Here is a 22,126-nt window from a genome sequence, read left to right as displayed (position 1 = left end):
CTTCGCAATGATTCTCTGTGCCTGACGACCGTGATGAGGAATCTGGAAAGTTCACTCAACAATATCAGAGTGAAGCATTCCTTGAAGCGGTGAGTTCTATTAACAATGCTACTACTTCACGAATTGCGGATGAGGTTGGATGTTCTTACGACCTTGCGTATCGCCGTTTGAAGAGTTTGGAGGAAGAGGATGAGATAAAACGTGAGGAAGTCGGTGGTTCGTTCGTCTGGATGATATAATTCAGCCGTTCGTTTCGTTTCATCCACCCCTCTCTAACACGTGCGCGTATAGAGTCAGATTCTCAGCGGTGGCGAATGAAACGATTTTCAGTCATATCGGTTAGCTATTTTGCTGACTTGACCCTTGCTCAGTCCGATAGCATCGGCAATGTCTTGGAAGGACATATCAGTATTTTCGTGGAGGTTATTGATTCGCTCAGACATTTTTCTCTTCTCACGTTCGATTTTCTTGGAACCTCGGTCATCATCGCCTTCATCATCCTCATCATCGACATCGTGCTCCCATTGTCCACGGGCTAGTGTATTATAATCGACACTTGTTGGTGGCACATTCGTAGTTTTAAACTCGACATCCACGGGGTTTCCTTCCTTATCGACGTTGTTAGCGAACAGCATCTTATTTGGCTGCTCGTCGTTCGGCTTGTGGCGAATCTTGAAACGGTTACGAATGTCTGGAGCTACCTGCCTCTGCGAGGTCATCAGTATGTGAGCGTTGAATTTTCGGAATAGCTTGATACGGTCCCCCAATGCTCGACCTGCCACCTGCGACTTACCGAATCCACCGAATAGCTGGTCTCCTTCGTCAAGAACAACGATTAGCTCTGTATCTTCTCTATAGTTTTCTTCTGTCAGTTCATCCAGTGAGCTTGTCGATGAGACATGGTAGAACGCATCCAGATTGGTCGTCTTCACGTCAACATCTACATTACTGATTCCGATTACTCGCTTGTCTGTCTCCTGCTTAATGACTCTCGGAGCAATTACGAAGCCTTCTTCGAGGCTATAATCGGTCTTACCCGACCCTTCATCGCCATTTACGAGGACTTTCATCACGCCCTGACCGTCTATTAACGACTTCCATTGGTCACGAATATACTCAGTAACATTGAAATATGTATCATCTGAGGTATCTATACCTTTGTGATATCCCACCTTGCCGATGTTCCCTTTCTGAATACCGTCGTGGATAGATTCAGCTGTGCTATATCCAGAAATCGCAGAAGCTAATGGAGTAGTCTCGAACCCTGGAAGTGAATCATCTGTATCGTACGCCTGTATGACCGTGCTCACGGCTTCACGTGCGATTTCGTCGTCTATGTCCACGACCAACGGGTGTGGTGCGGGTTCTCCGTCTCTTCTCCTTCGTTTCAAGTTCTCACGCAGATGACCCTCAACAATACCGTCTCGTTCGATATCTTCGCTCATCTTCTACCACCCTCTTCTGTTGAGGTATCTATATTATCAAAATCTCTAGGTTCTTGAGATTCAGCCATCTCTCGAAGTTCATCAAGCTCTTTCTGTTTGCTTAGTTTGTCCTCAAGGGTCTGCTCTTTGTTCTCGTAGGTAGATATCATATCGGAAAGCACGCCTTCAACTGATGAACCTGACAAGGCACGGGACAGACCTATTGCTATTTCCTTAGCTTCCTCAATCCTGATTTTCTGCTTAATCATCGGCATATTCTTACGCAGCTTCCTACCTTTCTCAGCTTCAGGAAGAACAGTATCAACCCAGTCTTTCAGTGTGGTTTTGTCTGCTATAATCTGGTCATGGTCTGCTATGTCCTCGAACCCTTGCGTCTCCGTCAGAACCCAATCAGCTTCGTCCTCTGGGTCATCATTCTTGCGTAGGTCTTGGACAAGGGCATACCGTCTGCCTGCTACATCTATGCCTTCACGGTACTGACTAAGCGATTCTGAACCTTCTATACGCACGTGTTCATTTAGCTTGGATATCGTTTCTGGGTCTGTTTTCCAGACGCCGAAATCCTCTCCTGTGGCATCAACATAAGCCACATGTGCCCATTCCTTACTGTAAATCTCGTCTATAATCGCTCGAACCCTACCCCATACGGTCGTAATACTCACAAGAACCGCCACTATCACCGTTACTATCGCATCGTAGTATGGCATATTCTCCAACTCAGACACGAATGGAACATCTATGATACCGAGTAGGTGGAGACCGAGTACAAGCCCAATGACGAGATAGATATCTCTGCTCTGGATGAGTGAGAACAACAGGGTCTTCGCACTACTGGACTGGTCGGTATTCTTGTTCTCCTGTACTGTACCTTTGAGATTGTTATTTGTTTCAGACATAAATATCACTTATTCTAGGGGTATAAATTCGTTTACGCCAAGCTGTTCTTTGTTGCGGATGTGTCGGATAATCATAATTACAATCGAACCCGCACCCGATATAGCTGCGAGCGGAATCATCCACCATTCCAATTCTCGAAATAGACCTCCGCTGTCTGGACTATCTCTGAATATCGTATTACCCTGCTGTGCGTCTGCGTCCGCTATGGATATCGCCTGCGAGTATCTGTTTCCAATCTGCTCCTCTTGAGCTTCGAGAGTGAATCTTTCAACACCTACAACAGTCTCAGTTCGATACGAGAAACCGCTTCCTCCGACCGTGCCGCCTAGGTCCTGTAATACTATTGTCGTTCTCTCATCCGCTTCTACGGCAATCTCAACCGTCTCGTTCAACTCGTCAAACTGATAGCCTACTACTTGAACATTATCGCTTATTCGCTTCGTTCCGCTCAAATCCTCTTGTGCTTCCTGATTGCTCTCTTCTACATCGTTGATGAAGCCCTGAGCTTGAGACCGTAGCTCTGGATAATCATTGGAACGGTCTGACTCTAACCAAGCTCGAACATCATCCATCTGAGATTCGAAACCATTGTTGACGATGCTCAAAATCTCTTGCTCGCTTGGAACGTCCTCTTGTGCTTGCTGTGCGACCACGGGCGACACTGGAACGACTAATACCATCACCAGTGACAAAATAACAACTAGCCTATATATCATATTTACTATATATTGGCGATACGGCAAAAAAGTAAGGTACGTTAGTCGTTCAAGACGACCAGCACGACTACCGCACCAGCGATTACTAACAGAATCATCGGACTGAATGGTAGCCCATTATCTGGGTCGGTTGGAACACCAACCGTGCCAGGGTCGTCAACCGTCTTGCGTGTAACCTCAGCTTGGTCGGCAAGCCGCTGTGCCTGACCACCGAGGTCAGTACGTTCGAGTCCATATTCACGCACGTCTGCGGACTCCTTACCTTCGATTAGCGTTACTTCTACGTTGCCCTCAAGGGTGTTCGTCTCACCCGTGTCCTGCGATACGATGAACGTTCGATTCGTAACCGAAACGTCGAACGTGTCGCCTTCCTCAACTTTGTCGGGACTGCTCGTCTGTTCCATCAGAGCGGACATATCTGTGCTAAACAGAGCACCTGCGTACTGGTCCCCATCCTCTTCTTCGACATGGATTACGTCAGTCGAAGGCAGCGTTGTGCCCTCATACAGACCTGTGTACTGAATCGTAACCTGTTCAGGCTCCTCAGGAGCAGGAGTTGTCAACTGTCCTAGGTCTTGACTCAGGTTCTCATTGTCTGCTAAGGTCTTGCTCTCGTTGGAAGCAATATCAGCGATGTACTTGCTCCATTGCTGAGACGCATAGCTGCTTACCGCACTGTATGACTCAGACATGATATCATCCGTCGTAGTGAGTTGGTCATACGCACGAGCGTAATCGACAGGCTGTGCGTAATCTGATACCCCTGAAGTAGGTGTCTTGATGGCCAATGTCTGACCAGTTCCATTCGGGCCGACAAGCGGCTCACCAGTATCAGCCGTGTAAGGTGTGGCGAATCTAACTGTGTTGTTCTCGCCCATGTACGATGGGTCGAGACTAACGTTTATCGCAGGTAGAGATACTGTCTGGTTGTTCTGCGTAAACGTTGCCATCGGCACATCAGACGCATTGTCGAACCTGCTATTTTGATTAGCTATCTCAGTAGCACTGAATGTAACAGGGTCAGGGCTAGCCAATAAATCGTGTTTGCTATCTACAAACTCAGCGCTGGATACCCTATTGCGAGGGTCTCCAGCGTCATACGTCGTAGATTCGTTGTAAACGTCTATTGATCCACCATTAGTGTCGTAGTAGTCTCCACCTGACGTACTAACAGTCATGTCTATGACATTTACTTTTGCGTTAGTTCCGTCAGCATAGTGCCCTACTAAACTCGCCCCTTCTCCGATGTACTGACCATTCTTTACAATTATATTGGACTTGCCACTCGATGCGTCTGCTGTTACGAGGGCATCAGGATCGCCGCTACCGTTGAGGGTTATCTTGTTGTCGTTGAGATCGACTATAACTGTCTTATCTACTGGATCGATGGGAACTAATGCGGATCTGGTGCCATCTATATCTGTTATATCTGACCCGTTAGCGACTATATCATCAGTAACATCAATCTCCATGAAGTCTGAGGAGGATGATATACTACTGAACTCTGATGCGCTTGATACGTCAAAGGAATCTATCGCACCTATGTCCTGCTCGTACTGAGCAGTAACTAACTGTCCATGGTACTCTTTAGCAGATAGAGCCATAAAGTTGTGAGTCTCGATTAGGTTGCTCTGCCGCACCTGACCGAACTCAGACGCTGCTCCTTCTGCGATATTGATTAGCTCAGTCTCACTCGTAACGTTGTTACCTTCACGGAGGATAGCCTGCCCTGCTCGCTGTTCTATCTGACCCTCGATTGTCGTGGCATCGTTGTCCACGTTATCCAAGAATCCGATATTCGTACCTTCAGAAACAATGGCATTCGAGTGGACAGCTTGACGAAGCGTGTCGTTCGCAGCCTCCTCTATCGTCGTGTTATATTCATCACTCAATTCGTTGCGAATCTGGTCTTGTGTAGGCTTGAGGAAGTCGTTAACTTGCCATCCGACTGCTCCACCAGTTACACCACCAGCCAGCAGAGCACCACCATACACGATAGCAGGTGCGATTGCCTCTGACCGACCATTGTGGTCAGGTTCAAACGGACTGTCAGCCATCATATAGCTAACAGGTCCGACTGTAACCAGCATCACCAACATAATGGCGATACTGGCTTTCATACCGTAATTTCTGATTTTGTTTTTCATAATTTATATCACCTAGATTATATTAGTCCTGCGAACTGATTCCGAAGTACGTTGCTGTTGTAGCGACTATTGAACCGAATCCGAACCAGTAGTTGCTGTCAATGGCATTGAGGACAGCACCTATCTCGAACAAGTAGGCTAAGTGAAGCACGACCGTACCTGCGACGAGAACCGTCAACCCAGTCGGGATGCTGTTTATCCATCCCATCGGGTCGAAGTCGTTTGCTCTACCGTAGCTGACTGCTGAATCGTATATCTGATATAGCATCAGAAGCGTCGATATAAGCAGTCCTACTGTTACAACTGCTGTGCCAAGTACGGGAAGCGAGAAGTTAGCAACAACATCTCCCATCGTAACGATGTTTGAACCAGTTTCGCTCGGAAGCGGAACCTGAACATCGAAATTGCTCAAGAAAGACGCTGCTCCTACGAAATATCCTGTACTGGATACTGCTTCAAAAAGCGACACATTTCCTAAGTTGAAAAATTCTGTACGTCCACGGGCATCTGATAAATATCCCATATAACCATAATTTAATTGATATGTTAAATGCGTTGTGCGTGGGTGCGGTCAGAGCTTAGCATCATTATAGTGATAATATCTACTGTAAACACCACCAGCGAGACCGACAGTAGAAATGATTGTGATGTTATTCATGACTGCCGCAGATGTGATTACGTCAAGCGATACGAGAGCCAGCACAATCAGCAACAGGTCGTTTATTAGCCAAATCAGATTCATGGTTGAATCTTCCATACAACCACGATTCTGCTAGTATGTCAAATAATTTAGGTTATGTGTGGAATAACGCCATAAGTAAGTACATCGTAATGATTAACTATATTACTGCTCCGTCCAATCCATTTGATTGTGGTTGGCGCGACCGGCGTTTAGTGATTGCGGAGCAGTACCGGTCTACTGCTGAGGTTTTTATCGGAAGCAACGGGCAGCGTGTCCCACCAGTGGCCGGACGAAACCTCTCTCGTGACCCTCGTGGCGTCAGTCCCGTCATCGGCGTGGTCCTCATGCTCTCGATTACTGTCTTTCTGGCCGCGGCAGTCGGCGGATTTGTGGTCACTGCGAGCAACGACCTGAACAAACGGACACCCACCATCGCCCGCTCGACCGGAGAGTTCGTGACTGGTCCATCGGGTGGATGCGGCGTCAACACGGTGTCGATTCGACACGCCGGCGGTGATCCGGTTCCGGCCGACGAACTGGAAGTCGCTGTTGCACTCCCCGACAGCGACGCTCGCATCGTCGACCTGCCAGTCTCCGGGACGGCGCTGGCAGCGAGCAACATTGACGACCCGGACAACCTCATCTACGACTACTGTGTCGGCGGTGTCATCGCCAATGGCGGTCAGCGGTGGTCAGCGGGCCGGGCCATCACGTTCCAGTTGAACGCCGGTGGCGGGACTGTCGGACCGGGCGACACCATCGAGGTACGCGTCGTTCACGTCCCCACAAACGGTGTCCTTGCTACGGTTGAACTGACCGCCCGCCGGTAAGCGCCCGTGGTTCCGATACCCTTTTATTCGCGACCCTCCAGCGTGTGAACTAATGGCAGGGGGCGCACGCGATGACCTCGCGGAAAAAATGGCGGGTGAGGTGGCACTGAGCGACGACCCAGGGGCGACCCTGCGGAAGTGGCGCACTGACTTCGACGTTGCACAGACCGAACTCGCCGACGAACTCGACGTATCCCCGTCCGTGGTCTCGGACTACGAGAGCGGCCGGCGTGACAACCCCGGTATCGGCGTGGTCCGGCGACTCGTCGTCGCACTGCTTGATATCGACGAGAACCGCGGCGGTGACCACATCCGCCAGCACGCCCGCGTGCTCTCGGCCGGGTTCGACAGCGACGTGGTCCACGACCTCCGTGAATACTCCGCGAATGTGGGCGTCGAGCGCGTCTACGACGCCATCGACGCTGAAGAACTGTTCCGGGGCAGTCAAGACACCGTCGCCGGCCACACCGTTATCAACTCCATCGCCGCCATCACGCGCCTCTCCTCGGACGAGTTCTACCAGCTGTACGGCCAGTCGACGAACCGTGCGCTCGTGTTCACGAACGTGACCCGCGGCGAGTCCCCGCTGGTCGCGCTCCGGGTCGTCTCGCCGACGCCCAATGCGGTTATCCTCCACGGGCTTGAGGACGAGGCTGTCTGGGAGCACGCACAGGACCTCGCTCGCATTGATGACTTTTCGCTTGCAATCACTGATATCGAACTGGAAGACCTGCTGGGCGGCCTGCGAGAGCTTCCCTGAGCGCGTCGGCTCTGGCCGTGCTGGTTCGCGCCTGTCGACACGCATTCTGGAAAACGACTGTTGTCGTGAATGCGATCTCTTTGTTCACCACGCAGCGTGACAATTACTCTGTAGGGCCGTGAAATTGTCAATGGGTACTACTTTGATATCGGGGGAGTCATCTCTGTGCATGGTGCAATTTGGCTTCCTTCTCGTATTGGCGCTCGCCAGTTTCGGATTTGTTGTTGCTTCCTCGTTTGTCGGTACGATGCTTGCGCTTCATTACTACGACAGTGGTGGGACTCTCTCTGTTTCTCTCGATAGCATCATTAGCCGCCTCAACAACGATACCCGATAATAGGCTACCAGATACTGTTCACCACGGCATCAATAGGACTCTGCGTATTCACGACACCTGACAGCGCGCTTTTTGTTACTCCCTACGGTCGTGCCCCTCGCTAGTCTCCACGGCCCATCTCGCCGCTCCGATTCGAGGGCCGCGCTTCCTGCGCCCCTCGCTTACTCCACGTACCGATATTTCCGCTCACCCATCCGGCCCCAGCCGTCGAAGGCGAATTCCTTTTCGGGCGCGGTGAACTCCTCGACATCGGCCTCGGTATCGTGATTGTGGACGTTGTGGACCTGTTCGTACTCCGCAAAGGTGAGCTCGTGGCGGTTCTGGATCTGCTCGTCGATATCGAGCGCGCCGATCTCCTCCTCCCAGCCGGGGACAACGGTTTCAGCGTGGACTTCCGCCTGTGCGCCGGACCCGTAGGAGGCAACTAACAATTTCGCCTCGTCCAGATCCAGTTCGCTCTCGCGGGCGTGTTTCAGCCCAGAGGCACGGGCGATGTGGACAGAACCGGTGTACCAGTTCCCGACCTCCCGGGAAATTTCGAGCGTCGGCTCGATGGTATTGGCGTACCAGTCCTGATAGCGCTCGGTTTCGGTGAGTGCGTCCGTGTACTCCTTGATGGCCGCGTGGAACTCGTCGTCGGTCTCGAAGTCCGAACGCATGGGCTGGTGGCCGATTTCCTCGGCGAGCAGGTCGCCGACGTCTGTGCCGCGAACGATGTGTCGGTAGCCAAGCGCTGCGGCCTTCCGGACCATGCCCGGGAACGGCGTATGGAAGGGAATCATCTCGTAGTCGCCCGGGTGGATGTCGCCGGCTACCTCAGCGAAGTCCTCCAGCGCCTCGCGCATACGGGCGAGGTAGACGTTCACCGAGCGCTTTCCGTCGACGGACGGGAACTGCTGATTTGGTTTGAGGAAGTCGGTTTCGTCGGCGCTCCCGTACCCCTGCTCGGTCGAGAGTTCGACCAGATTGGGGTCTTCGTCGACGAGCATCGCCACCGCGCCGGCCCCCTGTGTGGCCTCGCCGGGGTCGTCGCGGGCATACAGTGCAGTGTCAGTTGCGATGACGAGCGCGGCCCGACCGCGGTTCCGTCCGGCGCGGATCCAGTTGTAGGCGTCGTCGAGGCTCTGTGTCCCGGAGATACAGGCGAACTTCCGTTCACCCTTGTTGGCGTGGTGGAAGTTTTCGTCGTACACCTGTTCGAGACAGCCTGCGATGTACGTCGAAACGGGCTTCGAGTTGTCGAAGGCGCTCTCAGTCGCCACATCGATACGGCCGATATCCTCGGGCGTCAGCCCCTTGCGCTCCATCAGACGATGGGCCGCGTTCGCCCCCATCGTGACAATATCCTCGTACACATCTGGGAACGATGATGCACGCAGGCCGAGCCCCTTCGTATACTTCCCCGGATCGTCCCCCTGAGCCGGCGCGAACGTCTCAGCGAGGTCGAGTTTGAGCTTTCCGGTCCAGATCTCCATGGCGTCGATACCGACTGCAGTCATGAGTCTAACGTCAGCGTGGATGTATATGGGCTTGTCGACTGGTATTTCGACGGTTGACTAGTATTGCGCCGATAGGACGCGAACCTGCTGTGAGACAGTTATCCGCTGGTTGCTGGTTCCGTGCTGAAAGCGAAATCGACGATGCATTCGCCTTCAAGAACGTCGTACGGCTCATCCGGTGACGGAACAGCACGCGACCAGTCGGTGTTGTTGACCACGAGCCGATACGTTCCCGGCCCGATGGTAATCTGGTTGTCGCGGATGTTCGTCTGATGAAACCGCGACACTTCACCGGCGTACCGGGCCCGGTAGCGGCTCTGGAACGCCCGATATTCTTCTTCGGTGAACAGAATGACATCCACGGCCGGGCCACGCCGAACGATGAGGTCGTAGGTGAGCGTTGTCTGGTCAGTCGCTTCGACCGTGTAGTCCTGGTATTCGTTTTCCTCCAGCCGGAACGACGTATCGACAGACCGGTGGTTCGGTTCGGGTGTCGGCGTCGGCGTCTCGGTTTCGACCTGGAGACGTGCCGACGTTTCCGTAGAGTTGTTCGTCTGCGACGCCTCGGCGCGCTGTGCTGTTGACGTGTTTGCCGGAGCAGCACTATTCGCCGCTGGCGTCGAAGCAGTCCCGACGCGATCAGTTGTAACAGTCTGCTGTGACGCTGCCGGCTCCGGGACGGGCGTCGTCTCGGACTCTTGATCAGGTCGACTCCCAAGACAGCCAGCGGAGAGCGCGGCGAGCACCGAGGCCCCGAAGCCGCGCCGCGACAGGTCACCCATACCTCAGGACACTCACCCACAGTAAAGATGTTTACGGGCGGGTTTTCGCCGCTGGTAATCGGAGCGTCGATACTGTCCAAACATATTTGTGGAGAGAGAGCCGAATCTACGCCGTTCGAGCCGGTTCCGAGATAACTGTATTGCAAATATCATTTCTCGGAACGGTACAGGAACGTATCATATGAACAGATCGGTCATCACATTTGGTTTGGTAGTTCTGGCGGCACTCAGTGTCTCGGGACTCACAGGAATAGCGGTCGAGGGGACGCTTGGTCCAGACGCGACCCAGTCAGCGCCGACGGAGTCCACGGACGCGCCGCCGGCAGCGACTCCCCAGACGAGCAGTTCGCCGTCGGCGACGCCGAGTCGTGTCGGGGCTGCAAGCGCCATGACGCAGTCCGAAGAGCCCACTTCAACGCCGGATGCGGCACAGACCACATCAGCAGATACACAGACGGCCATCGATACAGACCGCCTCGAAAACCGGCTCATAGCGGCAATCAACGATCGACGTGGCAACCCGATTGCTAACGACGCCGTTGACGGCTCCCTCTCGGATGAGAGCAAAACCGGCCAGACGCTGTCAGCCATGGCCGGCAACCACAGTGAGCGAATGGCTGCACAGGGGTTGGCCTCCCCGATTGCGAACGGGTCAGACACGACAGACCGGTATGCGGCCGCCGGACTGTCCGAGCAGTGTCGCCTCCGCCACGAAGGCAATGCGTATATCCGCCCGGTGACCGACCTCGAACTGGTCACGAGTATCGACCCGAACGGGGCGAACGCGACCCGGACGGCCAACGCCGTCGCCGACCACTGGTTCGACCTCTCCGGCCCTCGTGACACGCTGTACGTGGCGAACGCGAACCACATCGGCGTCGGCGCGGCGACTGCCGATGGTGTCGTCTACATTACCGTGAATCTCTGCTGAACTGAAGCAGGGTTGGTTCACCCAGAATTGTTCATCAGGGGGTGCGACAGCGCAGTCCTCTCTCGTCTATCAGGTCTGTGTCGGCGTTCCTGATAGTCCCTTCACAAATGTGTGTATTCCCGCTATTGTCCACTAGCGTGATTTCTACGTTCACTCGGCTATTGCTACCGCTGAGAACATTCTTTGCCCCCAGATTGAGCTTATAATCAACCAGTGAACCACTCGATGGGTTTCTCGTTACCGAATTCAATTCTGTGCCACTCTCATCCGTTGCAGTCAACTCCACGCTATCGATTCCAGATTTGTCTGCAACGCGGAACTCGAACTGAACGTCGTCGTTGTTGTTCCCCGTGTTGTCGTTGTGTTTCACCGACCCGAAATCGGCCACGGGAGGTCTAATATCCGGGTCGGACTCGCTATAGTCACCAGTCACAGTGAACGCGGATGCCCGGGTTTCTCCGTTTGGGAACGTGTATGTAATTGTCTGTGTAACGCTCTTGCCGCTCATATCGACTGCGTCGTTGTTGCCCGGTCGGAATTCATAGAGATAGACCTCCCCGTCGGACTGTCCAGATACTTCCGGGTTGCCGTCTCTCTCAAACCCATCAATGTCGATATCTATGTCTACCGGAAGATCAGTGCCACCGTCGATATCAGTGTAGCCGTCACGGATATCGCCATCAATGTATAGTTCGGTGCGTTCCCGCTGGTCGTTGGGTGTCACCTGATCCGAAATGCGGTTAACATTCGTGCTCTGACTCGTCAGACTAATGTCTGTGATCTCGACCTGCTGGTCGTGTGTGTTGGTGAAGCTGTACTGAATGCCACCGGGAATCGTATCAGGGTCGTCGTTGTCCAGTGCCAGGGCATCATAATTGTAAGCCAGCCCGATTTCTTCGTTATTACCGTTGGTCCCGCCATTCCCGGACCCGGCAGTCACCTCTACACTGACGCTCACGTTCTTCGGTGTCTCTCCGTCGAAGGATGAGTCAAGGCTCTGTAAGCTGAAGTTCACCTGGTTCGTGGCGACCGGTGTGTTTGAATCGGTGTTGTACTCGAACGTTACCTGCCCGTCGCTGTCGGAGGACTCCGTGTTTGTCGCGAGCGCCCCCGCGTCGTCCGAGCCGTTAACTTCGATACCGCTTACGGGGTTGTTATACGCGTCCCGGACCTCCAGCACGATCTCCTTGTTGTTACCCCTCGCGACAGTAATCTCCTCGCTGCCGACGGTCGTGAGGTACGCTTCACTTTCGTCGGTGTCGCCCGATCCGACGCCCGCTTTCGCCATCTTCAGGCGATACGTGGTGTCTCGTTCGAAAACGATAGTGATGTTATAGAGCGAGCCCGGTCCCTCGGCTCCGGTGACGCTTGCGACGTACTGTTCATTGCCCTTGTCGCCTGGATTCGGGTCGATTTCGTTGTCGAGAAGCGCTCTCCATTCCGACGCCGGAAGCCGAGAAAGGAACGATACCGAGACGTTCGATGTCGACGTCGTATTTGTTACGCGGACCGTCCGGGAGGACTGGGACTTTGGCTCTACGTCGACCGTGACCGAATCGCTCGTCGAGCGGCTCATCGACCCGTTGAGTGTGACGAGCGTGATGTCCCGCCCGTCGACCATCGTCTGTTCCGAGAGCGTGATGTTCCCCTCGCGGAACTGGTTGTAGACGACCGAGTGCTCGTAGACAGTCTCCGGCGCCTCCCCGTAGACGTTGTATTCCGGCTTGTAGGCGATAGCCCCCGTGTTGTAGTGCCGCGGTGTGGTTCCGTCCCAGTAATCTGCCGTTTCGGGGGTGCGTGCCTCGGCGTTGCGAATCGTGAGGTTTTGGGACTCGTTGCTGGTCCCATCTGTGTACAGCAACCCTGACGGTGGCCCGGGATTCGTTGCCACTAGCCGACTCGGGTATCGCGTCCCCAACTGGACCGAGACGGCCTGCCGGCTCGGCTGCCCCGGCACGGAGACGATGGCGTTTCGCAGGTCCTGCAACTGCGTCTGGACCTGCTGATTGTGATTGAACTCCACCTCCTGATTTTGCTCCGGGACAGCAAACGCCTGATACGAGGAGAAGGCGATGATAAGCACGCCGAACAGCAGTACAGCCCCGACCTGTACTGACTGCGCACGCTCATCGCCCATGAAAGTCATGGCGATGAGTTGCGGAGACGGCGATAAAAACCTGACTGCCGAATTATCAACTCTCGTCTTCTTCGACGACTTCCGGGTCGCTCATTGCGGTCTGGAGACTGTCAAGTCCGTTGACCCACTCGGAGACGAGTCCGTATTCGAGGTCCTCAGCGACCTCCATCGGGAGCTCCGACCCGCCAATGATCTGCGTGCCGGCCTGCACACAGTAGCCCAGTGCCGCGTCGAGGTCCTCTTCGGCTTCCGCGTCCGCGGCGGCTTCGATGTAGTCCGTGATGGTCGCATCGTCCGCAGCGCCTTCTGCGACGAACTCCTCGGCCGCATAGAACACGCACAGCAGCGATGTCTGGACGCCGTCGATCAGCATCACGGTCTCCTCGTCGTCGATGTCGATGTCGTCGAGAACGATCTCTCGGACGCCGGTAAGCTCATCGAGCGTCGCCTCTTCGTCGAGCGGTCCGTCCTCGTAATCGGTGAGAATCTTCGCGACCGCGATCGCGGCGTCGTCCTGAAGGTTCAACAGGAGCCGCGCTGAATCCTCATCCTCAGGGTCGACGTCTTCTTCCTCGATGCGGTCTAGCCAGTTCTGCCAGCGTTCTTCGGTGTAATACTCCCCCGGCGGAGTGCTCATACCAGTCCGTTCGTGCCGTTGGGGATAGTAGTTTCGACCGGCGGTCGCTCTGTCGTGGAGTCCCTACCGCCAGGACGAAACAGCGAGCCACTATTTTAACGCTTGAAACAGCTTTTCTGTGGGTTTCTTGGATCGTCTGTGCACTCCGAGCACATATCACGGTCCCCGTCGAGGAATGGACTTTTATGTCAGTCTCTCATGTTATGTATTGGCATGTCACAGCGACGGCCAGTTCCGACCTACGTCGGCCCGCTCGACCCGGCTGCAGTCGCCACGCTGGCCGAGCGTGTCGGTCTGGCGCTTGTCGCCGCGACGCTGCCGGTCGCCGTTGGCACATTCGCCGGTATGGTTCTCATGGCCGGGTCGCTCCCGGCCGCGACTGATGCCGCAGCCGCCGCGATGAGCGGACTGCTGACAACAGAGCAGGGACTGTCCTGGCTGTTCTACGTCAGCACGCTCGGGACCGCACTGGGATGCTGGATTCTCGGACTGGGGCTCCTTCTCGACGGCCTCGACCTGTAGGTCAGCCGTCGCCGTCCGGACGCATCTCCACACCGCCTTCCAGCGACTTTTCGTCCGCCGCGTCCACGCGGTTCGAGAGGGTCCGCTGTGGGAACGGGATCGCGATGTCTTCTTCGTCGAAAGTGGCTTTCACACCCCGGACGACCGCCGAGATGGCGCGCCACTTCCGCGGTGGCGTCGGGTGGTCGATCCAGAAGCGGAGTTCCATCACCACAGCGGAGTCCCCGAAGTCCTTCGGAACGACGTCCGGCGTCGGTGAATCGACGACGTGCTCGATGTCTGTCATCGCTTCGCGGGCGAGGTCCATCGCCCGGTCAACGTCGGTATCATAGTCCACACCAATGTCCACCGTGAGGCGCAACAGCCCCTTCCGGCTGCGGTTCGTCACCGCGCGGTCGCTCACGCGGTCGTTCGGAATGATGACGAACTCGCCATCGAAGTTCTCCAGCCGCGTATTGAAAACAGTGATGTCCGTTACGATGCCCTCCTGCTCGCCAATGAGCACCCAGTCGCCGATAGTGAACGGGCGAGAGAACATCAGGACGAAACCGGCGATGAGCGAGCCGAGCGTCTGTCTGGCAGCCAGACCGACAACGATACCGAGGAACCCGGCCCCGACGAGCAAGCCACTGAGGTCGATGCCCCAGACGGCGAAGATCGTCGCACCGATGGTGACGAACACAGTGACCTGCCCCAGTCGGAGAAGGATCTCCTCCTGGTGTTCGGTGAAGCCGGTAACAGCTTGGCTGAACCGGCCGATCCACCGCTGCATCTGGTCGGACAGGACAAAGGCCAGCATGACGAGAACGATCGTCTGTATCGTCGCCAGCACTGACTGATCGCTCCCGTCGAGGTACGGCCCGACTGTCTGGACGATGTCAAGAACGCCCCAGACGATGAGAAACGAGACGACAACGAGAACGACCATCGAGAACTGGGCGATCCGGAGAAACACGCCTCGGATGGTCGTCGGCGTGTAGTCGGCCATGACCTGCAGCCAGTCGCCGGCTCGGTCCGACGTGACAGACCGAAGCCGGGAGAGGGCTGCTGGAACGATGACGACGCTGAGAAGGAGGACGACGAGAAGGATGAGCGTCGCGACGAGTCGCCCCTGTGTCGCGACCAACTGGTCCAGCGACCGCTGTAACACGGTAAAGAGTTCCAGAAGGCCTTCACCGGTGTCGTTGGCCGCTGGCGTCGGCGTGGCCGTCCCCTGCACAGCCACCTATCGCCGCCGTAGGAACTTGTGTCTTCGTCTTTGAGCGTTCGTCTGTAAAAGCGGTGATAGCGACGCCGAAAACTGACTGGTCGCGGTTCCCGTTAGACGCCGCGACCCTGCAGCTGCTCTTCTTCGTCCAAGTCCGCGTTCGCCTGGCCTTTCATCCCCTTGCCGGGGTTCTTCGCGATCTCCTTGAGCTGTTCGGGGTCGTCGTAGTTGTTGACCGCCGCGACGACGGACTCGCCCATCGCCTGCGGGTTCTCCGCCCCGAAGATGCCCGAGCCGACGAAGATGCCGTCACAGCCGTGTTGCATCATCAGTGCGGCGTCGGCAGGCGTCGCGATGCCGCCGGCCGCGAAGTTGACGACGGGGAGCCGGCCGCGGTCCGCCGTCTCGTGGACAAGCCGCCGAGGCGCACCGTGTTCGCGGGCCCATTCGTCGCGCTCCTCGTAGGCCATCCCTTCGAGCTTGCCGATGGAGCGCTGGATGTTCCGCTGGTGCGTGACGGCTTGGTTCACGTCACCAGTGCCCGCCTCGCCCTTCGTGCGAATCATCGCTGCGCCCTCATCGATACGGCGCAGCGCCTCGGCGAGGTTCCGCGCCCCGCAGACGAACGGCGCGGTGAACTCGCGCTTGTCGATGTGATAGCGGTCGTCAGCCTGCGTCAGCACTTCTGACTCGTCGACCATATCCGCGCCAGCGGCTTCCAGAATCTGGGCCTCGGCAGTGTGGCCGATACGGGCCTTGCCCATCACCGGAATCGACACTTCCTCAATGATCTCTTCGAGTTTGCTGGGGTCAGCCATCCGGGCGACACCGCCCCGCTTGCGGATGTCGGCCGGGACCGACTCCAGGTGCATCACGGCGACCGCGCCGGCGTCCTCGGCGATTCGGGCTTGCTCACGGTTGACGACATCCATGATGACGCCGCCTTTCTGCATCTTCGCGAAGCCGCGCTTGACGAGGTCAGTCCCGCGACGGAGGTCCTCGAGGTCGGTCTCTTCAGTCATTACCCAGACTTAGGACTGGATTTACTTAACGCGTGTCCTTTTGCAGGACAGAACACCGTTTGACCCGCCCGAGGGAGACCCGATATCGGGCCAGCGGCAGCGATATTCTCCAGAGGACGGGGCTGAGACCACTACCGTTTTCATCGCGTCTCCCCACTGCATCGACATGGCTCCGGACGAGGGTGTCGGCGGGCGCATCGACGCGGTTGTCGCGCGGGTGTTCAGCCGGCGGCTCCCCGACGCCGAAGGGCTTCCGCAGTACGTTGCGCCGTTACCGGCGTGGTTGGAGAACGTCGGGCTCAGACTTGCCTGGCCGATCGCGCTCGTCAATCTGGTCGGCACGCTGTTTGGCTTCTGGTACTACGCCGGCCGGCCGCTGAACACAGCGCCGCCGCTCGTTGAGGGTCAGCTGGGCGCGGCCCCACTCGCCGCGTACCCGCTGATTCCGGACTCGCCCGTGGCAACGATGTTCATCGGACTTTCACTGGTGGCCTGGCGGCTCGACTGGGACACGCAGTGGCTCCACATGCTCGGCTTCTTCGGCTGCATCAAGCTCGGCCTGTGGACGCCGTACGTCCAGCTCGCTCTCAACGGCCCCGGCGGGATTCCGCTGTGGCTCTACTGGTTTCTGATTCTGAGCCATCTGGCGATGGCCGCCGAGGCATTTCTCATTCACCGCTATGCGAGCTTTTCGGTCATGTCCGTTGCCGTTGCGGTGTTCTGGTACGGCTTCAACGACGTGGTCGATTACTTCGTCCCGATTCTGGATGGTCCCCACCACACCTGGCTCCGGGCCGAGCCGATTGTCGCTGCCGGCGGGTTCGACCACACGGTGCTTGCCCACGACCTCGCGGCGGGCTGGGCGGTCGTGTTGACGCTCATAGCGACGTTTCTCGCACTGGCGACGCGTGTAGAGAAGGTAAAACGGCAAGCCTGACCGGCGCTGTCCTTTGCTTGCGGTTCTGGTGGCGTCTCAGGTCGTAAATCCGTCCTCTGCCTCGCGCTCGTCGAGGACCCACTCCAGTTCCTCGATAGCGCGCAGGATGGCGACCTCGGCCTCGTCTTCTAGCTCGGTCGACGGCGGGTCGTGCTTGTCGTACTCGTCCTGCAGCGCCTCGATTCGGTCCCGAATCGTTTCCTCTGTTCGCATGGTTTCAATGACCGGACCCGCAGGTCTTGATGCTACTGGTCCCGGCGATGGGTGCGAACGCAGTGAGTCTGTGACAGAAAAAACGCAGCGATCCTACCGAACCACGACGACGGCGCTCTCGGTTTCGGTCATCTCGCCCTCGCCGGAGTAGGTCCGGGACTCCTCGACAGCGAACATCTCGTCGTCGAGTTCGACGCCAGCGACCTGCAGCGTGTCGCCGTCGATCTCGTAGTCACCGTCCTCGATAGCGGCGTCAATCGCGCCGACTTCGCTGCCGAACTCGGGACCGACGAGCGAGTAATCGAGGTCGATGCCGCTGATTTCCGTCGTGATGTCCGGGGCCTCGTCGTAGGTGTCCAGTTGCGCCACGTGCATCGCCTCGGCGACGGCGTCCTCGAAGCCGGCGATGTGGCCGAACACCTCGACGTGGTCGAGGTCGGCGTTCAGCGGCAGTCCGTTCTCGGTCTTGTACCGCCGGAGCGCGGAGACGACCTCCATCGCCGTCTCGCCCGCTTCGAGGTCGGCATCGTAGCCGCCCGAGGTCGGCCAGTCCGTCGTGTGGATTGGGCTATCTTCCTCGTAGCACCGCTCCCACAGTTCCTCCGTGATGTGCGGGAGGAACGGCGCGAACAGTTGCAGGAAGGTCCGGTGGGCCTGCAGGAGCGTGAACTCGGTCGACACAGCTTCCCCGTCTGAAAGTCGCTGCTTGGCGATTTCGAGGTAGTCGTCACAGAACGTGTTCCAGAAAAAGGACCGGAGTTCGTTCCGGGCCTTCGAGAACTCGTAGTCCTCGAACTTCGCCGTGACCGACTCGACAGTCGCGTCCAGTTCGGCCAGCAGCCACTCGTCGACCGCGGCCAGTTCCTCGGGCTCGTCGGGCCGGGCGGCCGGCGTGAGCTGGTCGACCAGCCGCGAGGCGTTCCAGAGCTTCTGGAGGAGCCGTTCACCAGCTTCGAGGTCTCCCTCCTTGTACGGGAAGTCGTCGCCGATGGAGGTGCCGGCGGCCCAGTAGCGGGTGGCGTCGACCGGGAACTCTTCAAGCACCTCGCTGGGCGGGATGACGTTGCCCTTGGACTTGGACATCGCCTCGCGGTTCTCGTCCAGCACCATCCCGTTTATCATCACGTTCTCGAATGGCACCTCGCCGGTGTGCTCGTAGCACTTGACGACGGTGTGGAACAGCCAGAACGAGATAATGTCGTGACCCTGCGGGCGCAGGTCGAAGGGGTACAGCTCGGGCAGTTCCATGGTGAACGACTCACTGTCCGCGTCCCAGTCCCAGCCGGCGTTCACGAGCGGCGTCAGCGACGAGGTTGCCCACGTGTCGAAGACGTCCTCCTCGGGCGTCAGCGAGTCGTGGCCACACTCGGGGCAGCTATCGACCGGCGGGGCGTCCGACAGCGGGTCAACCGGCAGCTGCTCGCGCTCGGCCATCACGGGCTCGCCGCAGTCGTCACAGTACCACACCGGGATCGGGATGCCCGAATCGCGCTGGCGGGAGATGCACCAGTCCCATTCGAGCCCCTCAATCCAGTGCTCGTAGCGGGTGGCCATCTTCTCAGGGTACCACTCCATCTGGCGGCCGGCCTCGATATACTCCTCTTTCTTGTCGAGCAGCTCGATGTACCACTGCTCGGTGACGAGATACTCGACCTCCTCTTCACAGCGCTCGTGGACCTGCACGGTGTGGTCGTGGTCGCGGCTCTCGAGCAGCGACCCCTCCTCGCGCAGGTCCTCGATGATGGCCTCACGGGCCTCGGTGGTGTGCATTCCCTCGTACTCGCCGGCCACGTCCGTCATCGTCGCCGATTCGTCGATTGCGAGCCGCAGCGGCAGGTCGTGGGCCTGGTACCACTCGATGTCGTTCTGGTCGCCGAACGTACAGCACATGACGATGCCGCTGCCGGTTTCCATGTCGACGCGCTCGTCGGCGATGACGGGAACCTCCTGCTCGAAAAGGGGCACTCGCGCACTGCCACCGACGAGGTGCTGGTTCTCGTCGTCGTCGGGATGGACGAAGACGGCGACACACGCTGGCAGTAGCTCGGGGCGGGTCGTCGAAATCGTAAACGTCGCGTCCTCGTCGGCCGGTCCCTCGCCCGTCTCGACGAGGTCGAAGGCAATGTCGTTGAACAGCGTCGACTTGTCCTTATCCTCCTGCTCGACCTGTGAGATGGCCGTTTCACAGTCCGGACACCAGATGGTCGGCGCGCGCTGACGGTACTCCCGACCCTGTTCGTAGAGGTCGAGGAAGGATAGCTGCGAGACCCGCTGGACGTCCGGCGCGATGGTCTTGTAGGTGTTGTCCCAGTCGATAGAGATCGCCAGTGACTGGACGTCCTGCGTGAACTCGTCCTCGAACTGCGTACACACGTCGCGGCACTTCTCCTGGAACTCCCGGCGCGGGTAATCCTGATGTCGGATGTCGAGTTCGCGCTCTGTCAGTCGCTCCGAGGCGATGCCGTTGTCGTCGTAGCCGAAGGGGAAGTAGACGGTGTCGTCGCGCATCCGGTGGAAGCGAGCGACGAAGTCCTGCAGCGTGAACTGGTAGAGGTGGCCCATGTGGAGGTTCCCCGACACCGTCGGCGGCGGCGTGTCAATGGTGAAGCGGGTGTCAGCGTCCTCGTCGTAGGCGTAGGTCTTGTCCGCGACCCACTGGTCCTGCCACTCCGGCTCTATCTCGCGGGGGTCGTACTCCCCGTCGAGGGCGTCTGCTGATTCGCCTGCGGTCGATTCGTCCTGCGGTGGGTCCTGTGTATCACTCATATTCAAGCGGTGGGTGTAACACCCGGGTAGCATCTGACTGCGGCGTGGTTATCAGCGGTGCGTACGTCGATTTGGAGCGGTGATGTGGGGCGTGGGGACCCCTACACCGACGGGCGCGAGAACCAGCGTTCGGGAGAGTCGACGCAACATCTGTACAATACTCGACCTACGGCAGGATTAATGACTTCGGTTTTCGCCAGCGTCCCGACGGGCTCATACCAGCGACCAGCTCACGGCAGGTCGGACTCGCGGTGCTCGCGGTCCTCGGCGGAGTGGGCGCGGACCCACAGTTGCCCGATGCGGGAGAGCGTCGTCCGGTAGGATTTCCCGTGTTCCTCCTGCTCGATGTACCCTTTTCCACCGGGGCCGAGCCGGTCGACGTTGTAGATGACCTTCGAACGGAAGGAGTCGGTGTACTCCTCACCGAGGTCCCGGGCCAACTGCTGTGCTAGCTCGGAGACGGACTCGAACTCGCCGTGTTCGCCCAGCGTGAAGAGGATGACCTCCTCGAAGGGCTTGACGTTCGAGAAGGAGGCGACGGGAAGCTCGACCACGTGGGAGCCGTCGATCTCCTTCGCGCCGATGGTTGTCCCCCGCTCGTCGAACTCCGATAGCAGGTCCCGCGCGGTTTCGAGTCGGTCGTCAATTCGCTCGTCGACTTCTTCGCCCGTGCGCATGTCCTCTAGCATGTCGATCTGCTTGCGCAGTTCCTCGGCGAGTTCCGTCTCCAGATACTTCTCGGGGACCGTGTAGTAGGTGTGGATGCGGTCCCGGTCGCCCTCGCGTTCGACCATAATCGAGTGGGCCGCGGTCGCAAAGGCAAAGGAGACAGTCCGGGGCATCGCGGAGACGTTGACCCACACCTCGCTGCCCGCGTCGAGTTCCGCGTTGATGAGTTCGAAGGCCTGCTCGAAGGCCTCGTCGTAGTCGTACACGTCGGCGACGACGAACCGCTCGGTTTCCGCTCCGAGCAGGTTCTGATAGTCCTTTTCCAGCTTCTCGGCGAGATTGCGCGAGTACTCGACGTTGGCCTCGCTGCCGACCGCCCCCTCCAGCAGGATGACGCGGTCAACGTCGAGTTGCTCGCGCACCAGCGGCGCGATGAGCCGGTCGTAGTCGAACCCGACCGGGACGATGTGGGTCTGCATATGTGAAAGACTGGGACGGTGATTATAAAAAGAACCAGACTCGGGCTGCTGAGCGTTTATCCCGGCGCGTTACTCGCAGGTCTCGTGGACGATAGCGCCTTCATCGTTCGGCCCACGGCGCTCCCCGGGAACGATAGGGTCCTCGCAGACGGCACAGGTCAGCTCGCCGCTGGCGTGGCCGTTCGCGGTTTCGGTGTCGTCAGCGGACGTAAAGTCTACGCTCACGTCCGTCGACTCGTCGGCTGCCGGCTCGTCGTCCGCGCCGCTCGGTGCAAACACGTCGTCGTCGCTCCCGCTCGTCGTGTCGATGTCGAGCGTGTCGTTGAATCCGCAGTAGCCCGTCGAGGCGTTGAAGCCCAGGCCGAGCGCGCCGATTCCAGCGAGCAGGCCGCGCTTGCGCTTCCCGCTGCGAAGCCAGCGCAGGGAGACAATTGTCAGGACGACTGCCAGCACCGCTCGGATCAGGCGGTCGCGACCGCCGACGTTCTTATCGGAGTCCATACCTGTGTAT

At 57.7% G+C, this 22,126-nt stretch carries 22 protein-coding genes; 6 read left to right on the top strand and 16 right to left on the bottom strand.

The genetic code is table 11. The features are described 5' to 3' along the window. The first annotated feature begins 17 nt into the window (after nucleotides 1-17). Nucleotides 18-239, top strand: a complete 222-nt coding sequence (locus BDK61_RS13695; protein WP_121303503.1) for a transcriptional regulator — start codon at nucleotides 18-20, stop codon at nucleotides 237-239. 87 nt (nucleotides 240-326) lie between these two features. On the opposite strand, the gene BDK61_RS13690 is transcribed toward BDK61_RS13695, so the two are convergent. The 6 genes from BDK61_RS13690 to BDK61_RS13665 are packed head-to-tail and all read right to left on the bottom strand — an operon-like array spanning nucleotide 327 to nucleotide 5,962. Beyond that, complete coding sequence (locus BDK61_RS13690) at nucleotides 327-1,445, bottom strand: hypothetical protein (RefSeq protein WP_121303502.1); 1,119 nt, start codon at nucleotides 1,443-1,445, stop codon at nucleotides 327-329. Then, nucleotides 1,442-2,341 carry a hypothetical protein gene (locus BDK61_RS13685; protein WP_148709142.1) on the bottom strand — a complete coding sequence of 300 codons (900 nt, stop codon included), beginning with the start codon at nucleotides 2,339-2,341 and terminating at the stop codon, nucleotides 1,442-1,444. Before BDK61_RS13685 ends, BDK61_RS13690 begins: the two co-directional genes overlap by 4 nt. A gap of 9 nt (nucleotides 2,342-2,350) precedes the next feature. After that, nucleotides 2,351-3,058: a hypothetical protein gene (locus BDK61_RS13680; RefSeq protein ID WP_121303500.1), complete on the bottom strand. Its 708-nt coding sequence runs from the start codon at nucleotides 3,056-3,058 to the stop codon at nucleotides 2,351-2,353. A gap of 41 nt (nucleotides 3,059-3,099) precedes the next feature. Continuing rightward, nucleotides 3,100-5,178, bottom strand: coding sequence for a hypothetical protein (locus tag BDK61_RS13675; RefSeq protein ID WP_121303499.1), 2,079 nt, complete (start codon nucleotides 5,176-5,178; stop codon nucleotides 3,100-3,102). Nucleotides 5,179-5,227: 49 nt separating this feature from the next. Further along, nucleotides 5,228-5,728, bottom strand: a complete 501-nt coding sequence (locus tag BDK61_RS23035; RefSeq protein WP_148709141.1) for a hypothetical protein — start codon at nucleotides 5,726-5,728, stop codon at nucleotides 5,228-5,230. 48 nt (nucleotides 5,729-5,776) lie between these two features. Continuing rightward, a complete protein-coding gene (locus BDK61_RS13665) occupies nucleotides 5,777-5,962 on the bottom strand; it encodes a hypothetical protein (RefSeq protein WP_121303497.1) in 186 nt (61 codons plus the stop codon). A 206-nt stretch (nucleotides 5,963-6,168) separates the two neighbouring features. Between BDK61_RS13665 and BDK61_RS13660 the strand changes: the two genes are divergently transcribed. Both BDK61_RS13660 and BDK61_RS13655 read left to right on the top strand, forming a co-directional pair. Further along, entirely contained in the window at nucleotides 6,169-6,717 is a 549-nt protein-coding gene (locus BDK61_RS13660; RefSeq protein WP_121303496.1) for a type IV pilin, read from the top strand. A gap of 52 nt (nucleotides 6,718-6,769) precedes the next feature. Beyond that, nucleotides 6,770-7,477: a helix-turn-helix domain-containing protein gene (locus BDK61_RS13655; RefSeq protein WP_004957768.1), complete on the top strand. Its 708-nt coding sequence runs from the start codon at nucleotides 6,770-6,772 to the stop codon at nucleotides 7,475-7,477. A gap of 498 nt (nucleotides 7,478-7,975) precedes the next feature. Here BDK61_RS13655 and hmgB read toward each other — a convergent pair whose 3' ends face one another. Together hmgB and BDK61_RS13640 are read right to left on the bottom strand one after the other, a co-directional pair. Next, entirely contained in the window at nucleotides 7,976-9,313 is a 1,338-nt protein-coding gene (hmgB, locus tag BDK61_RS13645) for a hydroxymethylglutaryl-CoA synthase (protein ID WP_121303494.1), read from the bottom strand. A gap of 98 nt (nucleotides 9,314-9,411) precedes the next feature. Beyond that, nucleotides 9,412-10,095 carry a hypothetical protein gene (locus BDK61_RS13640; RefSeq protein ID WP_121303493.1) on the bottom strand — a complete coding sequence of 228 codons (684 nt, stop codon included), beginning with the start codon at nucleotides 10,093-10,095 and terminating at the stop codon, nucleotides 9,412-9,414. 181 nt (nucleotides 10,096-10,276) lie between these two features. Here BDK61_RS13640 and BDK61_RS13630 point away from each other — a divergent pair, with 181 nt between their 5' ends. Beyond that, the gene (locus BDK61_RS13630) at nucleotides 10,277-11,026 is read left to right on the top strand and encodes a CAP domain-containing protein (protein ID WP_167467387.1); all 750 of its coding nucleotides are present in this window, start codon (nucleotides 10,277-10,279) and stop codon (nucleotides 11,024-11,026) included. A 34-nt stretch (nucleotides 11,027-11,060) separates the two neighbouring features. Here BDK61_RS13630 and BDK61_RS13625 read toward each other — a convergent pair whose 3' ends face one another. Next, nucleotides 11,061-13,172, bottom strand: coding sequence for an Ig-like domain-containing protein (locus tag BDK61_RS13625; protein ID WP_121303491.1), 2,112 nt, complete (start codon nucleotides 13,170-13,172; stop codon nucleotides 11,061-11,063). Between the two features lie 46 nt (nucleotides 13,173-13,218). After that, nucleotides 13,219-13,800, bottom strand: a complete 582-nt coding sequence (locus BDK61_RS13620; protein WP_007188863.1) for a DUF2150 family protein — start codon at nucleotides 13,798-13,800, stop codon at nucleotides 13,219-13,221. A 213-nt stretch (nucleotides 13,801-14,013) separates the two neighbouring features. Between BDK61_RS13620 and BDK61_RS13615 the strand changes: the two genes are divergently transcribed. After that, nucleotides 14,014-14,322 (top strand): hypothetical protein, encoded by a 309-nt coding sequence (locus BDK61_RS13615; RefSeq protein ID WP_121303490.1) that lies wholly within the window; start codon nucleotides 14,014-14,016, stop codon nucleotides 14,320-14,322. A 1-nt stretch (nucleotide 14,323) separates the two neighbouring features. Here BDK61_RS13615 and BDK61_RS13610 read toward each other — a convergent pair whose 3' ends face one another. Together BDK61_RS13610 and pdxS are read right to left on the bottom strand one after the other, a co-directional pair. Further along, on the bottom strand, nucleotides 14,324-15,547 hold the full coding sequence (locus BDK61_RS13610) for a mechanosensitive ion channel family protein (protein WP_007188865.1): 1,224 nt from the start codon (nucleotides 15,545-15,547) through the stop codon (nucleotides 14,324-14,326). A 95-nt stretch (nucleotides 15,548-15,642) separates the two neighbouring features. Continuing rightward, the gene (gene pdxS, locus BDK61_RS13605) at nucleotides 15,643-16,551 is read right to left on the bottom strand and encodes a pyridoxal 5'-phosphate synthase lyase subunit PdxS (protein ID WP_004957745.1); all 909 of its coding nucleotides are present in this window, start codon (nucleotides 16,549-16,551) and stop codon (nucleotides 15,643-15,645) included. Between the two features lie 166 nt (nucleotides 16,552-16,717). On the opposite strand from pdxS, the gene BDK61_RS13600 reads away from it, so the two are divergent. Further along, a complete protein-coding gene (locus BDK61_RS13600) occupies nucleotides 16,718-17,488 on the top strand; it encodes a DUF1405 domain-containing protein (protein WP_004957742.1) in 771 nt (256 codons plus the stop codon). Between the two features lie 36 nt (nucleotides 17,489-17,524). Here BDK61_RS13600 and BDK61_RS23470 read toward each other — a convergent pair whose 3' ends face one another. From BDK61_RS23470 to BDK61_RS13585, 4 genes are all read right to left on the bottom strand, one after another. Next, nucleotides 17,525-17,701, bottom strand: coding sequence for a hypothetical protein (locus tag BDK61_RS23470; RefSeq protein ID WP_004957739.1), 177 nt, complete (start codon nucleotides 17,699-17,701; stop codon nucleotides 17,525-17,527). 93 nt (nucleotides 17,702-17,794) lie between these two features. Then, complete coding sequence (locus tag BDK61_RS13595) at nucleotides 17,795-20,467, bottom strand: valine--tRNA ligase (RefSeq protein WP_121303489.1); 2,673 nt, start codon at nucleotides 20,465-20,467, stop codon at nucleotides 17,795-17,797. A 230-nt stretch (nucleotides 20,468-20,697) separates the two neighbouring features. Further along, the gene (locus BDK61_RS13590; RefSeq protein ID WP_004957733.1) at nucleotides 20,698-21,615 is read right to left on the bottom strand and encodes an HFX_2341 family transcriptional regulator; all 918 of its coding nucleotides are present in this window, start codon (nucleotides 21,613-21,615) and stop codon (nucleotides 20,698-20,700) included. A gap of 69 nt (nucleotides 21,616-21,684) precedes the next feature. After that, complete coding sequence (locus BDK61_RS13585) at nucleotides 21,685-22,116, bottom strand: YgaP family membrane protein (RefSeq protein WP_004957731.1); 432 nt, start codon at nucleotides 22,114-22,116, stop codon at nucleotides 21,685-21,687. Nucleotides 22,117-22,126: the final 10 nt, after the last annotated feature.

Origin of the sequence: Haloarcula quadrata (assembly GCF_003634715.1) — an archaeon.
In the GTDB taxonomy this organism is placed as follows: domain Archaea; phylum Halobacteriota; class Halobacteria; order Halobacteriales; family Haloarculaceae; genus Haloarcula; species Haloarcula marismortui.
This window is presented reverse-complemented; position numbering and strand designations above follow the sequence as displayed.